12 protein-coding genes are annotated in these 13462 nt (G+C 73.3%); 7 read left to right on the top strand and 5 right to left on the bottom strand.

Annotated features, from left to right (window positions below; all coding sequences use genetic code 11):
- The first annotated feature begins 75 nt into the window (after positions 1-75).
- Positions 76-1902 (top strand): beta-galactosidase, encoded by a 1827-nt coding sequence (locus ACIRPT_RS30335; RefSeq protein ID WP_403832805.1) that lies wholly within the window; start codon positions 76-78, stop codon positions 1900-1902.
- A 37-nt stretch (positions 1903-1939) separates the two neighbouring features.
- Here ACIRPT_RS30335 and ACIRPT_RS30330 read toward each other — a convergent pair whose 3' ends face one another.
- From ACIRPT_RS30330 to ACIRPT_RS30320, 3 genes are all read right to left on the bottom strand, one after another.
- Entirely contained in the window at positions 1940-5011 is a 3072-nt protein-coding gene (locus ACIRPT_RS30330) for an endo-alpha-N-acetylgalactosaminidase family protein (protein ID WP_403832802.1), read from the bottom strand.
- A 98-nt stretch (positions 5012-5109) separates the two neighbouring features.
- Entirely contained in the window at positions 5110-5487 is a 378-nt protein-coding gene (locus tag ACIRPT_RS30325; protein ID WP_403832800.1) for a hypothetical protein, read from the bottom strand.
- An 87-nt stretch (positions 5488-5574) separates the two neighbouring features.
- Positions 5575-6384 carry a S1 family peptidase gene (locus tag ACIRPT_RS30320; protein ID WP_403832798.1) on the bottom strand — a complete coding sequence of 270 codons (810 nt, stop codon included), beginning with the start codon at positions 6382-6384 and terminating at the stop codon, positions 5575-5577.
- Between the two features lie 276 nt (positions 6385-6660).
- Between ACIRPT_RS30320 and ACIRPT_RS30315 the strand changes: the two genes are divergently transcribed.
- The 3 genes from ACIRPT_RS30315 (at position 6661) to ACIRPT_RS30305 (ending at position 9316) form a co-directional block, all read left to right on the top strand.
- On the top strand, positions 6661-7560 hold the full coding sequence (locus tag ACIRPT_RS30315; protein ID WP_403832795.1) for a hypothetical protein: 900 nt from the start codon (positions 6661-6663) through the stop codon (positions 7558-7560).
- Positions 7561-7916: 356 nt separating this feature from the next.
- A complete protein-coding gene (locus tag ACIRPT_RS30310) occupies positions 7917-8867 on the top strand; it encodes a hypothetical protein (RefSeq protein ID WP_403833149.1) in 951 nt (316 codons plus the stop codon).
- Positions 8864-9316: an ABA4-like family protein gene (locus ACIRPT_RS30305; RefSeq protein ID WP_403832793.1), complete on the top strand. Its 453-nt coding sequence runs from the start codon at positions 8864-8866 to the stop codon at positions 9314-9316. The genes ACIRPT_RS30310 and ACIRPT_RS30305 overlap by 4 nt, the downstream gene beginning before the upstream one ends.
- 100 nt (positions 9317-9416) lie before the next feature.
- On the opposite strand, the gene ACIRPT_RS30300 is transcribed toward ACIRPT_RS30305, so the two are convergent.
- On the bottom strand, positions 9417-10112 hold the full coding sequence (locus ACIRPT_RS30300; protein ID WP_403832790.1) for an alpha/beta fold hydrolase: 696 nt from the start codon (positions 10110-10112) through the stop codon (positions 9417-9419).
- A 91-nt stretch (positions 10113-10203) separates the two neighbouring features.
- Here ACIRPT_RS30300 and ACIRPT_RS30295 point away from each other — a divergent pair, with 91 nt between their 5' ends.
- Complete coding sequence (locus ACIRPT_RS30295; RefSeq protein WP_403832787.1) at positions 10204-11259, top strand: LacI family DNA-binding transcriptional regulator; 1056 nt, start codon at positions 10204-10206, stop codon at positions 11257-11259.
- A 207-nt stretch (positions 11260-11466) separates the two neighbouring features.
- Here the strand turns inward: ACIRPT_RS30295 and ACIRPT_RS30290 are convergent, their stop codons facing one another.
- Complete coding sequence (locus ACIRPT_RS30290) at positions 11467-12201, bottom strand: MBL fold metallo-hydrolase (protein WP_403832785.1); 735 nt, start codon at positions 12199-12201, stop codon at positions 11467-11469.
- Between the two features lie 126 nt (positions 12202-12327).
- Here ACIRPT_RS30290 and ACIRPT_RS30285 point away from each other — a divergent pair, with 126 nt between their 5' ends.
- Positions 12328-12810 (top strand): hypothetical protein, encoded by a 483-nt coding sequence (locus tag ACIRPT_RS30285; RefSeq protein ID WP_403832783.1) that lies wholly within the window; start codon positions 12328-12330, stop codon positions 12808-12810.
- Positions 12811-12872: 62 nt separating this feature from the next.
- Positions 12873-13346: a PPOX class F420-dependent oxidoreductase gene (locus tag ACIRPT_RS30280; protein ID WP_403832780.1), complete on the top strand. Its 474-nt coding sequence runs from the start codon at positions 12873-12875 to the stop codon at positions 13344-13346.
- Positions 13347-13462 lie beyond the last annotated feature (116 nt).

Raw genomic sequence — 13462 nt, 5'->3', positions numbered from 1 at the left:
CCATGGACCGCCGCACCGCCAGAGGGCGAGGGTGATCGGTGACCGAGGACCGTGACGAGGCGAGGGCGGGGCGACGTGACGCAGTTCGAGGTGGGCGAGCGGGACTTCCTGGTGGACGGGCGGCCGGTGCGGCTGCTGTCGGGCGCGCTGCATTACTTCCGGGTGCACGAGGCGCAGTGGGGGCACCGGCTGGCGATGCTGCGGGCGATGGGCCTGAACTGCGTGGAGACGTATGTGCCGTGGAATCTGCACGAGCCGCGGCCGGGTGAGTTCCGGGATGTGGCGGCGGTGGGGCGGTTCCTGGACGCGGTGCGGGCGGCGGGGCTGTGGGCGATCGTCCGGCCGGGCCCGTACATCTGCGCGGAGTGGGAGAACGGCGGGCTGCCGCAGTGGCTGACGGGGTCGCTGGGGCGGCGGGTGCGGACCCGGGACGCGGAGTATCTGGCGGCCGTGGATGCCTGGTTCGCGCGGCTGCTGCCGGGGGTGGTGGCGCGGCAGTGCACGGTGGCGTCGGGGGCCGGCGGGCCGGGCGGCGGTCCGGTGGTCATGGTGCAGGCGGAGAACGAGTACGGCTCGTACGGCAGCGATTCCGGGTACCTGGCGCATCTCGCGGACCGGCTGCGGGAGCTGGGTGTGCGGGTGCCGCTGTGCACCTCGGACGGGCCCGAGGATCACATGCTGAGCGGTGGGGCGGTTCCGGGGGTGCTCGCCACGGTCAATTTCGGGTCGGGGGCCCGGGAGGCGTTCGCGGCGCTGCGCCGGCACCGGGCGGACGGGCCGCTGATGTGCATGGAGTTCTGGTGCGGCTGGTTCGCGCACTGGGGACAGCCGGCGGAGCCGCGTTCGGCGCGGGATGCGGCGGCGGCGCTGCGCGAGATCCTGGAGTGCGGCGCTTCGGTCAATCTCTACATGGCGCACGGCGGCACCAGCTTCGGTGGCTGGGCGGGCGCCAATCGCGCCGGTGAGCTGCACGACGGGGCGCTGCTGCCGACGGTGACGTCGTACGACTACGAGGCGCCGGTCGACGAACGGGGCCGCCCGACGGAGAAGTTCTGGCGTTTCCGTGAGGTGTTGGCGGACTGTGCGGACGGTCCGCTTCCGGAGCCTCCGGAGCCGCCGCGGGCGCTGTCGGCCCCGGTGCGGGCGGCGGTCGGGAAGTGGGCGCCGGCGGGCGCGGTGATGGATGCGCTGGGCGGTGATGAGGTGGAGGCGGGCGGTCCGGTGACGTTCGAGGATCTGGGGGTGGACCGGGGTGTGGTGCGCTACCGGGTGGCGGTGCCGGGGCCGCGCGGGCCGTATCCGCTGCGGGTGACGGGGCTGCGGGACCGGGCGACCGTGTATGTCGACGGGGTGCGGGTGGCGGTGCTGGAGGACGAGGACGCGCTGGTCGGGGAGGTTGCGGGGCCCGCGGCGGTGGAGCTGTGGGTGGAGTCGCTGGGGCGGGTCAATTACGGGCCGCGGCTGGGCGAGTGCAAGGGGATCACCGGGGGGCTGCTGCACGAGCGGCAGTATCTGCACGGTGTACGGGCGCGGGGCCTGCGGCTGGATGCCCTGGAGGCGCCGGACGCCCTGCGGAAGGTCCCGTTCCGCCCTCTGGAGGGGCCGGGCGGCCCCGGCCTGTACCGCGGCACCCTCACCCTGTCCGCCCGCCCCGGCGACGCCGACCTCGCGCTCCCCGGCTGGACCCGCGGCTTCGCCTGGATCAACGGCTTCTGCCTGGGCCGCTATTGGGACGTGGGCCCGCAACGGACCCTGTTCGTACCGGGGCCGGTCCTGCGGGAGGGCGACAACGACCTGCTGCTGTGGGAGCTGGCGGGCGCCCCGCCCCTGGTGGGGACGGGGGCGCCGGTTCTGTATCCGTGCGGGGACGATGCGCACGGGGAGGCGGAAGGGAAGGGGTGACGGATCCCGGGCCGTGGGGGAGGCCGTGGGTGGTGAGTCAGAGCTCGCGCACCTCGAACGCGTCCAGTACGAACTCCGCGGTCCCGTCGTCCGCCACCTTCCGCAGCCCCACCCAGGCCTCTCCGTCGGCGGGTGCGGTGAACTCGTAGGTGTGGGAGGCCGGCTGGGTGGCGACGGGCAGTGGGGTGCGGGTCAGCTCGCGGGGCTCGGGCTCGTCGACGGCGGTGATCCAGGCGTACTGGTCCGGCTTCTCGTTCTCGTAGCGGAAGGTGACTCGGTAGCGGCGGCCGGGGGTGAAGCGGACGGTGCCCGGGACGGTGCGGTAGACCAGGCCGGTGTTCTCGCCGCGTGATTTGAGGGATTGGCCGCCGTCGATGACGTCGTCGACGGCCTTGCCGTTCCAGCCGCGCTGGGTGAACGGGGCGTGCCGCTGGGCGATGTGGGTGCGGGGGTCGGTGATGCCGCCGGCGTCGCCCTTGACGAAGGGGCCCCAGCCCTGGGGGACGTGCTCGAAGTCCTCGTGGACGAGGGTGCCCTTCTTGGCGGTGGGCGTGGTGGGTACGACGCGTACGTTGTCGAAGCGGACGCGGGCCCGGCCCGCCGCCGCGGTCAGGGCGAGGGTGAGGGGGCCGCCGCCTTCGGGGACGGTGAAGTGGGTGAACAGGCGCTGGAAGCGGGTGCCGGACTTGCGGTCGGCGGCGACGTAGTTGGCGGCGGTGGAGGTGTCGGTCCAGTTGGCGGCGGTGACGCCGTCGGCGGTGCGGATCTCCAGGGCGGCCCGGCGCCGCTCCCCCGCGGTGGCGCCGACCTCGATCTGTACGGAGGCGGCGTAGTGGCCGGGGGCGAGCCGGGTGAGTTTCTGGGCGGCGGTGGCGGCCGCGCCCGCGCCGATGACCAGTTCGTGGTCGCCCTTGTCGCTGCGCCGTACGGCGGCGGGGCCGGTGACCTGCCAGCCGTCCAGGGTCCCGGAGTGGAAGCCGGGGTCGGTCAGGGGCGTGCCCTCGCCCCAGCCGGGGTCTGCCGGTGCGGGGGCCTTGCTCCGGTGGACGACATAGGCGGTGCCGGCTTGGGCGGTGAGGGTGATCCGGCCGCCACTGACCGGGATGCGGGTCTCGTCGGCGCGGCCCTGGTCGGTGAGCCGGTACGCGTGGACCGCGGCCGCGCCGGACCAGCCGCGCGGCAGGTCCCAACTGGTTTTACCGCCGCGGGAGTTGTAGTGGTAGAGCTTGTCCGGGTCGGTGGCGCGGCGGGGCTCCCAGGGCAGCAGGTAGGCCCCGTCGTCGTAGACCAGGCGGCCGTCGGTGGTGATCTTCCGGGTGCCCCCGGCGTCGCTGACGGCGGTCCTGGTGGGGCCCTCGAAGGTGATCTCGTGCGCGTCCCAGGTCTTGATCGGATAGGCCTGGAGGTATTTGGCGGGCAGCGCGTCGGTCCAGATGATCCGGTAGAAGGCGGGCCAGTCGGTCTTGCCGGTCCAGCCCTCGAAGTTGCCCATCCGTCCGGCGCCCAGCAGCGTCGGCCATTTGTCGGCGAAGACGTCCTTGTGGTGGTTGCGCAGGAAGCGGATCAGCCGGGAGTTGATGCCGCGGGAGGTGTCGGGGCCGTAGTCGGTCTCGTTCGCCCAGTGCGACCAGAGGGAGGAGCGTTCCAGGCCGTGGCCCCATTCGCTGGTGACCTGCCAGCCCTGGTCGCGCAGATGGCGCTGGAGGCGGTCGGAGTTCCAGCCGGATTCGCGGAAGACGTCGATATAGACCGTGGTCAGGGCGGGGTCGGTCTCGGCGCGCAGCTGCGCGAAGCGGCGGGCGATGTCACCGGAGACCAGATCGCGGCGGGCGTCGATGCGGTAGGACTGGTCGAGCCAGTCCCACTGCTTGTTGCTTTTGTCGACGAGCGTCTCGGAGAAGGCGTGCGCGACCGGGTAGGACTCGGTGGCGTTGACGTGGACGGCGAAGTCGCTGCCCCATTTCTTTCCGGCGCGCAGCAGGGTGTTGAGGTCGGCGAGGCCGCCGGCGCGGGCGTTGTAGTTGCCGCCGTAGTCGGGGTGGGCGGAGTCGTGGCCTTCGGACTGGTAGCCCTTGAGGAGGGTGAACTGCCGCAGCCCGTCGGTGGCCAGACTGATCCGCTTGACGTCGTCGAGGGTGGCGAGGAACGGGTTGGTGGCCTGGCTGGCGAAGTTGAACGGGATGTGCGGGACGACCCGTAGATGCTGTTCGTCGGCGCCGAGCGGCATGACCATGATGTCGCGCAGCGCGATGGCGGCGTCCTGCCAGTCGGTGCGGCCGTCGCCGTTGCGGTCGCCGGTGACGATGACGGTGGCGTAGGGCAGCGGGTCGGTGGCGGTGGGGGTGGGCTGTCCGGCCGCCCGGTGGGTCCACTGGCCGGGGACCAGCTGGGCCTTGACGAAGCCGTCGCCGCGCAGGGTCTGCCGCCACAGCCGGCCGTTCTCCCAGGTGGTGGCGCCGGTCGGCTTGTCGTAGACGGTGTTGGTCTCGATTCCGGCGGCCAGCTGGTCGGTGGCGACGACGGCGTAGGCGCAGCCGGTGGGCGCCGCGTCCGCGGGGGTGTCCGCGGTGACCTGCACCAGGGTGTCGCCGCTCTTGGCCTTGTCCAGGTCGATGCGGGCGGCCAGCAGGGTGGCGCCGGGCTGGTCGCTGCGGACGCTCAGCAGCGCCAGCCCGGGGATCTGGAGGGTGCCGATGCGCAGCGCGGCGGTGTCGGTGATGCCGGTGACCCGCCAGGTGACCTGCCGGCCTTCGACGGCTATCTCGGCGGTGATGCGGGTGCCGCCGTCGAAGGCGAGGGTGTAGGCGGCGCGGTCGGCGCGGGCCCGGTGGGTGACGTGGGGGGTGTGGGCGGTGCCGTCGATGAGGACCTGGGTGACGGGGGTTTCCTGGCCGTGCAGGACGTGGCCGGTGCCGCGGTCGGTGTAGGAGACGATGCGGGGGAAGGCGGTGTCGACGCGGACCTCGAGGGCGTCGGAGCGCAGTACGGCGTCGGCGGGGCGGGGTGCGGCGGTGGCCGGGGCCGCCCCGAGGGGAAGGGCGGTGGCGGCCCCGGCGAGCGCGGTGGCGGCGACGACCGTTCTGCGGCTGACCCCTGGCTGTTCGTTCACGCGCGCTGTCCTCCTTCGCACCGGCACTGCCTGTCGCGGGACAGCGTGCTGCGCGGGCGGGGCGGGCGCCTATGGACAAAGGGGGGAGAGGTGTTGGACTAACGGGCGGGTGTGTCAGGGGCCCGGTCGGTGAGCCCGGCCAGGCCGAAGCGGCCGTCGGCGGAGGTTGTGGGGAGGCGGGCGGGGGTGCCGCCGCCGTTGGCGATGCGCAGTTCGACGCCGTCGGGGACGGCGCGCAGCCGGATGCGTACGGCGGTGGCGTCCGCGGCGTGCTTGCGGACGTTGGTCAGGGCCTCCCGCGCGATGCGGTAGCCGGCCGCGGCCGGCTCGGCGGGCAGCGCGTCGCGCAGGCCCCGTTCGATGGTGAGGGAGACGGGCGGCGGCGACCACGCTGATCGGCATGGCCTCGTCCGACCTGCGGTGCGGTCGGCCCGCAACCGAGCGGTGACGGACGGACCAACGGGGGGCGTGGGCATGGCTCACGGAGCTGCTGACGGAACGGCTGGCGGAACGGCGCAGGGCCCGGGGAGCGGCGTCCCCGGGCCCTGCGATGGTGCGTGTGGTCAGCCGCCGAGCTTGTCGGCGCCGGCCTTGATGTCCTTGGCGAAGGTGCTCACCTCGCTGTAGACACCGGGCTTGCCGGGCCGTGCGCAGCCCTCGCCCCAGGAGACGATGCCGACCTGGAGCCACTCGCCGGCGTCGTCCTTGCGGAACATCGGGCCGCCGGAGTCGCCCTGGCAGGTGTCGACGCCGCCGGTGTCCAGCTTGCCGGCGCAGATCTCGTCGCCGGGCGTCAGCTGGTCGCCGTAGGCCTTCTTGCAGGCGGCGTCGTCGACGAACGGGACGGTCGCCTTGAGGAGGTAACGCTGCTGGTCGCCGCCTTCCTTGTCGGCGCCCCAGCCGGCGATGGTGAAGTCGCCGTTGTTGAGCTTGTCGTCCTGGGCGATCTTCAGGGTGGGCAGGTCTATCGCCTTGTCGAGCTTGATGAGCGCCCAGTCCTTGCCCTTGCCGTTGTAGCCGGGGGCCTGGAGGACCTCGGTGGACTTGGCCGTGATCGCCTTCGAGTCCTGCAGGTCGACCACGCCGGCGGTGGCGGTGATGGAGGTGTTGGGGCCGCTGCCGTCGACGCAGTGCGCGGCGGTGAGCACGATGTTCTTGGTGTAGAGCGCGCCGCCGCAGCCCATCGAGAGGCGGACCATGAAGGGGAATTCGCCCTGGTCGGCCTTGGTGCCGCCGACGACCTTGGTGTGGCTGCCGCTGGGCTGGGGGGTGGGTCCTGCGGCGGAGGCGGAGGCGGGCTGGAGGCTGAAGGCGGCGAGGGCGACCGCGCCGACGGCGGTGGTTCTCTTGAGGTGCTTCAGGTGGGTGCGCAACGGGCTTCCTTTCGTGGGGGGTTGCACGTCGATGACGAGCCCATGCCAACCACCGGAGCCGGACGTGGCCGCCGCGGAACATACGCGGGAGAAGACGGCACGCCGCTAGGCGTCCGGACCCAGTGGGGGATGAGTCCGCAAAGCGCCCTGTGATTATGTGGAGAGTGGGATCCGAGGACAAGGGTGCGCATCCGGCCACTTTCCGGCCAACTCCCGTACTGCACATGCCTCGTTCGGCCCATACCGGACGAACCCGGTCGCCCGTACAGTGGCCGGGTGACAGCGGGCGGCAGCGAGATCAAGCATGGATTTCCGCATCTCGACACGGTGCGCTCGGCCGTCACGGCGCTGTTCAGGCGCCTTTCGTACGACACCGTCAGCACCTTCGACACCAGCGTGCTGCCCGTCGACGTCGCCTTCGACGATGCCGAGGACATTCACCTGGGAGCGCAACGGGTGGCCCGCGCCATGGTCCGTCAGCTCCACCTCCCCGACGCCCGGGTCATCGTCTCCTTCCGCGAGATGGAACACGCCGCGAACGTCGAACTCACCGCCGGGCCCGAGTACTTCATCGAGCTCAACGAACGCTTCAAGACGCACCGCACGGACATCGGCGCCGCCCTCGCCCACGAGGTGATGCATGTCGCCCTGCACCGCCTGGACCTCTCCTTCCCCGGCACCCGCGACAACGAGATCCTCACCGACACCGCCACCACCTACCTCGGCGCGGGCTGGCTGCTGCTGGACGCGTACCGCGAGCACGGCCCGTTCTCCCAGAAGCTCGGCTATCTGACGCCTGAGGAGTTCGGCTACGTCCTCGCCAAGCGGGCGGAGTTCTTCGGCGAGGACCCCGCGCCGTGGTTCACCAGCCCGCAGGCGTACGACGCCTACACCGCGGGCGCGGCGCGGGCCCGCCAGGACGCCCGCCGCCCGCCCCTGGCCGCCGCCGGCCGGCTCGCCCGCCTCCGCTACGCCAAGGACCGCCGCCTGGCCCGGGCCGCCGACCGCCCCGGCCCGGGCCGCGAGTCTCCCGACGGCTACCTCTTCGAGGGCCCCGCCCCGCTCCGGGTGTCGTTCCCCTGCCCCGCCTGCCACCAGCGCATCCGCGTCCCGGTGCGCGGCCGGCTCCAGGCGCGGTGCGGGCTGTGCAAGACGCTGCTGGACTGCGACACCTGAGAGGGCGTCGGGCAAACGCCCGTCCGGGTCCGCCTCGCGCCGGATCGGCGGCTCGTCGCCGGCTGTCAATCTGCGCCACGGCCGCGGACGCCCGGCGGGCCTGATCCGCGGGAGCGCCGCGAACTGCGCGTCCACGCCCACGAGTTCCCCGGCCGGTTCCCCTGCCCGCCGGCCTGCGCGGTGCGCCGGCGCGCGGTCCGTCCCTGCCTGCTTCCGGCCTTGCCAGACCACCCCTCCATGATGGATAGTCCAACTATCGGATAGCGACACGCGCTGCTATCCATACTTCCGCTATCCATTCCGTGTGGGGGACCCGTATGTCCAGATATCGCTCGCTGCTCGCTTTCTCCTGGGCGATGGCCGCGCTCGCCGTCGTCGCGGCGATCGGCCTGATCGTCGACGACCGGGTCCTGGTGGGCGCGCCGATCTGGTTCAAGCCGTTCAAGTTCGCGGTCTCGTTCGCCGCCTACGGGCTGACGCTCGCCTGGATGCTGGCCCGGCGCGCGACCCCGAGCCGGGTCGGTATGTGGGCCTCCCACACCGTCGTGGCGGCCGGAGTCGTCGAGATGGCGGTCATCACCGGACAGACCATCCGCGGCCGGCGCAGCCACTTCAACATCGAAACCCCGATGGACCGGGCCCTGTTCGTCGTCATGGGGCTGACCATCGTGGTCCTGTGGGTGGGCACCCTGGTCATCGCGCTCCTGCTGTTCCGCGCCCACCTCGGCGACCGGGCCGCGACCTGGGCGATCCGCCTGGGGCTGCTGCTCGCGCTGGTCGGGCTGCTGCTCGGCGGGCTGATGCTGTCGCCCACCCCGGAGCAGCAGGCAGCGGGCGCGCTGCGCACGGCCATCGGCGCGCACAGCGTCGGCGTTCCCGACGGCGGCCCGTCCATGCCGCTGACCGGCTGGAACACCACCGGCGGCGATCTGCGCATCCCGCACTTCGTCGGCATGCACGCCCTCCAGGCGCTGCCCCTGTTCCTGTACGGGATCGAGGCGCTGGCCGGCCGGCTCCCCCGGCTGCGGAGCGAGCGGGTGCGGCTGCGCCTGGTGCTGGTCGTGGCCGGCTTCACGGCTGCGCTGGTGGCGCTGGTGACCTGGCAGGCGCTGCGCGGCCAGGCGCTGATCCACCCGGACGGGGCGACGCTCGGCGCGCTGGGCGTCATCGTCGCGGCCACCACCGTCGGCACCTTCGCGGCGCTGCGACGCCCGGCCGGCGACGCCCCCGGCGGCCCGCCCGCTCCCCCGCACACGAGCGACCCCGCCCCGTCCCCCGCCACCACCGCACCGGAGTTCACGGCATGAGCCACAGCACCCTCTTCGAGCTGGCCTTCTACCTCGCGGCACCGTTCTGGGCGCTGCTGATCCTGGCGCCGGGGTGGCGCTGGACCGACCGGATCGCGGCCTCGCCGCTCCCGATGGTGCCGGTCATCGCGGTCTATCTCGCCCTGGCCGTACCGGTGTTCCCCCAGCTGTGGGCCGCCGTCAGCCACCCCGATCTGGCGGGGTTCCAGGAACTGCTGCGGCTCGACGGCGGGGCGGGCGCGATCTGGGCCCAGGTGATCGCCTGGGATCTGTTCCTGGGGCAGTGGATGTACCGCGAGGCCCGCGCGCTGAAGATCCATCCGCTGGTGATGGGGCCGCTGCTGGTGCTGACCATACTGCTCTCCCCCATCGGCGTGCTGGTCTTCCTCGCCCTCCGCGCGGCCGTCCGGCTCCGGGCCCGCCGCGGGCCGCGCGTCGGCACACCGTGACGGGCCCGGCGAGCGGTTGACCGCCGCGAAGAAGCGGCCGACGGGCCGGCGGCGGGGCGGCCCCCCCCCCCCCCCCGGCCCGCACGCCCCGACCGAGCGCCTAGAGCCAGCCCTCCAGCCCCGCCATGAACCCCTCGAAGTCATCGCGGTGGATGGTGTGGCCGGCGCCCGTGACCGTACGGACCTCGAAGCCGCGGGTGCGCAGTTCCTTGGCGGCTTCCTCGGTGAAGAGGAAGCCCTCCCCCGCGATCTGCACCAGGGACGGCACGACGGGGCGTTCGGGGGTGCGGTCCACCAGGTGGGCGCCGGAGAGGGCGAGGGCGGTGCCGGCGTCCCAGGCGGCGACCGTGGCCAGCTCGAGGTCGATGTCGGCGTCGTCCCAGCGGGGGTTGAAGCCGCGTACCGTCTCGCGGGTGGCGCGTTTGAAGCTCAGGAAGACGGCGGGGTCCACGACCTGTCCGGTGCCGCCCAGCGACCAGGCCGGATCGCTGTAGACCGCGCGCCGCGGCCGCAGCCGCTCGGCCGCCAGGGACAGCGCGAGCCCGCCCAGCGAATGCCCGATGGCGAGCTCCACTCCGGCCGGGAGGGTGTCCACCAGGTCCTCGGCGAACAGCTCCGCGCCGTAGTCGCCGCGCGGACTGCGGCCGTGGCCGCGCAGATCGACGCCGATGACGCGATAGCCCAGGTCCGCGAGGGCCGGACCGACCCGGCGCCAGGTGCGGTGATCCGACATCATTCCGTGCACCAGCACCGCGGTCCGGTCACCGGTACCCCACTCCTGAGTGTGCAGCAGCATGCGTCGAGGTTACACGTGTAAGGGAATTCCTTGTACGTCCTGGGGGCGCGCCGCGCCGTACACAAACCCCTGTGCGAGGATGCCCAGCAGCATGACTGACGCAGCCGGAACCCAGGCCGACCCCGCCGCCCCAACGCCCCCGACCAGTGCGGCCGTTGCCCGCCGCGCCGGGGTGTCCCGCGCGACGGTCTCCTACGTCCTCAACGGCCAGGCCGCCGGCCGCGTCGGCGCCCGTACCCAGGCCAGGGTCCGGGCCGCCGCCGAGGAGCTGGGATACGTCCCGCACGCCGCCGCCCGCAGCCTGCGCGCCGGCCGGGGCAGCATCGTCCTCCTGGCCGCCCCCGCCGACACGGTCCCCGCCTTCGGCTCCCTCTTCACCTCTTTCCTGGCCGGCTTCCAGAGCGCGCTGCACGACCTCGGCTACACCGGCGTCCTGCACGGCGCCCCCGCCGCCTCCCCCCTGGCGGCCGCCCGCGCCTGGGCCGAACTCCGGCCCGCCGCCGTACTGACCTTGCACGGCCCGCCGCTGGACGCCGCCGCCGTCACGCTGCTGCGCCGCTCCGGCACCGCCGCCGTCCTCACCCACGGCCCGTCCCTCACCCCCGGCGCCCACACCCTCCTGCTGGACCAGCACGAGGCGGGCCTGCAGGCGGGCGCCCATCTGCTCGCCCGCGGCCGCCGCCGAATCGGCGTGATCCGCCCCGCCGAGCCCGGCCTCGCGCGCTTCGCCGACCCCCGTCTGGCGGGCGTACGCGCCGCGGCCGCGGCCTGCCCCGGCACCGAGGTGCGCCCCTTCGAACTGGCCCTCACCGAAGAGTCCGCCGCCCAACTCGCCGCACAGTGGCCCGACTTGGGGCTGGACGCGGTGTTCGCGTACAACGACGAGTACGCGATGCTGCTGATGCGCGCCCTTCAGGACGCGGGCCACGCCATCGGCGCCGACGACCCCGGGGCCATCGCCGTGATCGGGGCCGACGATCTGCTGCTGGGGCGGCTGCTGCGGCCCCGGCTGACGACCGTACGGACCGAGATCATCCCGCCGGGACGGATCGCCGAGCTGGTCGACCGGCTGATCCGGGAACCGGACACCGAGCCCGCCAGGCACCGGCTCGGCGGCTTTCAGGTGGTGGCGCGCGAGTCGGGGTGACGGCGGGGCCGTCACGGCTCCTCGTGCGTCGCGTGCACCACGCCTCAGGGCACGGGAGGCGCCTGCGCACGCCCGGTGAGGGCGCGCAGACCACGAGGGGGTCCGTCCCGCCGCGCCGGGCCCGCGCGCCAACTGCCGTGCGACGTACGGTCAGCGCCACGTCGACGGCGGGTCGCCCCGCGCGGATGCCCGCTGAAATCCGGTCCGTCACAGCCAGTCCGTCTCCGGCGTGGCCGCCCCCAGCACCGCCCGCGCATCGCCGACGATCGGCCCCCCGTGCGGTACGCACACCGTGTCGACGTCCTCCAGGGCGGCCAGCCGGCGGAACGAGGCGATGGCCGTCTCCCGGTCGACGTTGAACGGGCCCAGGACCGCCCGTCGGCCGTCCGGGTCGGCGCCGATGGTGTCTCCGGGGAAGAGCAGGCGGCTTTGCGGGAGGTGGAGGGCGATGCTGCCGGGGGTGTGGCCGGGGACGTGCAGGACGTGGACCGGTTCGGGCCATTCGGGGAGGGTGTCGCCGTCGTGGAGTTCGGTGTCCACCCGGACCGGGGGCGGGAGCTGGACCCCGTCGGCGGCCAAGCGGGCCATGTTGCCGTCGTGCAGGGGGCGTTCGGCCGGGGTGAGGACGGGGCGGGGTTCGCGGGCGGTGCCGCGGATGTACGGGGCGTCCAAGGCGCCGGCCAGGACGCGGGCGCCGGTGGCGGCGACGAGGTCGGCCGCCGAGCCGGTGTGGTCCAGATGGGAGTGGGTGAGCACGATCTCCCGCAGATCGCGCGGGCGGCCGCCGAGCCGCGCGAGTGCGTCGAGGACGGCGGGGGCGGATCCGAGGATGCCCGTATCGACCAGTGCGTAGCCGTCGTCGGGGAGGGCCACGATGTGCACGTGCCCGACGGGGAAGGGGAGTTGCCAGACGTGCGAGGCGATTTCGCGCAGTGGGTCCATGCCGGCGACGCTAACCACCCGGCCGCCGCCCGCCGCCCTGTTTGCGCTGTGGGCGGATTGCGCGCACGGCTGACGGAACCCGGCTCCCGCCCGCCACGTCACAGGCGTGACCCGAGGAGGCATGTCATGCGAGGAACGATCACCCCACGCCGTACGCTCGCCGCCGCGCTCGCGATGGCGGCGGCCGCTGCCGTCGCGCTGACCGGCTGCGGCAAGGACACCCAACGAGTGGCGGCGGACCCGCCGAAGAAGCGGGACGCCTTCGAGACGCGGGCGGACCGGATAGTGCGGGACTGGCCGAAGGTCGCGCCGGTCAAGGGCCGGCACGAGGCGGTGCTGCCGCTGGTCTCCGCCGAGCACGCCAAGGACGGCGGGGCGCGGGAGATCACCGTGACCGTCGGGCACAGCGCCTGCGATGTCCGCTTCGGTGCGCGGAAGTACGAGTCGAAGGGGCTCGTGGTGGTCTCCGGCTGGGGCAAGAAGAAGAGCGCCAAGGGAATGTGCACGGAACAGCTGGCCACCGACAAGGTGAAGCTGACGCTGGACCGGGCACTGGGCGGCCGCAAGGTGGTCGACGCGGCCACCGGCAAGGAGCTGCCGGCCGGGTGAGCGGGCCGGCGCCGGCACCGGGATTCGCCCCGGAGCGCGCTGCACGGCCTACGCTCGCCCGTATGAGCCCTTCCATCGCCTCCACCACCCGTGTCGAGCTGCCCGAGTTGCTGGAGTTCGTCCGCCCCCGCCACCGCGCGATCCTGCTCACCCGCCGCTCCGACGGCAGCCCGCAGGGCTCGCCGCTGACCTGCGGGGTGGACGACTCCGGGCGGCTGGTGATGTCGACGTATCCGGAGCGCGCCAAGGTCCGTAACGCCCGGCGGGTGTCGTCGGTCAGTGTCATCGTGCTGAGCGACGAGTGGAACGGCCCGTGGGTGCAGATCGACGGGGAGGCCGAGGTCATCGATGCGCCGGATTCGGTCGAGCCGCTGGTGGAGTACTACCGCAATATCGCCGGTGAGCATCCGGACTGGGACGAGTACCGGGCGGCGATGCGCAAGCAGGGCAAGTCGCTGATCCGGGTCACCCCGCTGCGGTGGGGGCCCCTCGCCAAGGGCGGTTTCCCGGCCCGGCTCGCGGAGGATGACGCGTAGGGCCTGACCCATCGGACAGGCCCTAGGTGTGCTGTCCCGGCACGTTGGTGACACGCGCGCTGGGTGCTTGAACGAGGTGAGGGCCTTCTGGCTCGGTGGGGATTGCGACATCTACC

Source organism: Streptomyces sp. NPDC101227, from assembly GCF_044767545.1.
Classification (GTDB): Bacteria; Actinomycetota; Actinomycetes; order Streptomycetales; family Streptomycetaceae; genus Streptomyces.
The sequence above is the reverse complement of the archived record's forward strand: the minus strand, read 5'-3'. Positions and strand labels throughout refer to the sequence as shown.